Annotated in this window: 1 protein-coding gene; it reads left to right on the plus strand. The window is 64.3% G+C overall.

What is annotated here, in order from left to right; all coding sequences use genetic code 11:
- On the plus strand, nt 1-599 hold a 599-nt coding region (locus tag QCE73_RS33920), incomplete at both ends, for an FAD-binding protein (RefSeq protein WP_309885327.1).

Raw genomic sequence — 599 nt, forward strand, 5'->3', positions numbered from 1 at the left:
CGCATCTTCGCGGCATCGACGAATGCGTTCATCAATACGGGCGATGGCCTCGGCATGGCCGCGCGCTCGGGCATCGCGCTGCAGGACATGGAGTTCTGGCAGTTCCACCCGACCGGCGTGGCGGGCGCGGGCGTGCTGATCACCGAAGGCGTGCGCGGCGAAGGCGGCATTCTGCGCAACTCCAACGGCGATCGTTTCATGGAGCGCTACGCGCCGACGCTGAAGGATCTGGCGCCGCGCGACTTCGTCTCGCGCTCGATGGACCAGGAGATCAAGGAAGGGCGCGGCGTCGGTCCGAACAAGGATCACGTGCTGCTCGATCTGTCGCACATCGGCGCGGAGACGATCATGAAGCGTCTGCCGTCGATTCGCGAGATCGCGCTGAAGTTCGCCAACGTCGACTGCATCAAGGAGCCGATTCCGGTGGTGCCGACCATCCACTATCAGATGGGCGGTATCCCGACGAACATGCATGGTCAGGTCGTGGGCACCGCGAAGGGCTACGACGATCCGGTCAACGGCTTCTATGCCGTGGGCGAATGCTCGTGCGTTTCGGTGCACGGCGCGAACCGTCTGGGCACGAACTCGCTGCTCGATCT

The organism is Caballeronia sp. LZ029 (assembly GCF_031451275.1).
Lineage (GTDB): Bacteria > Pseudomonadota > Gammaproteobacteria > Burkholderiales > Burkholderiaceae > Caballeronia > Caballeronia jiangsuensis.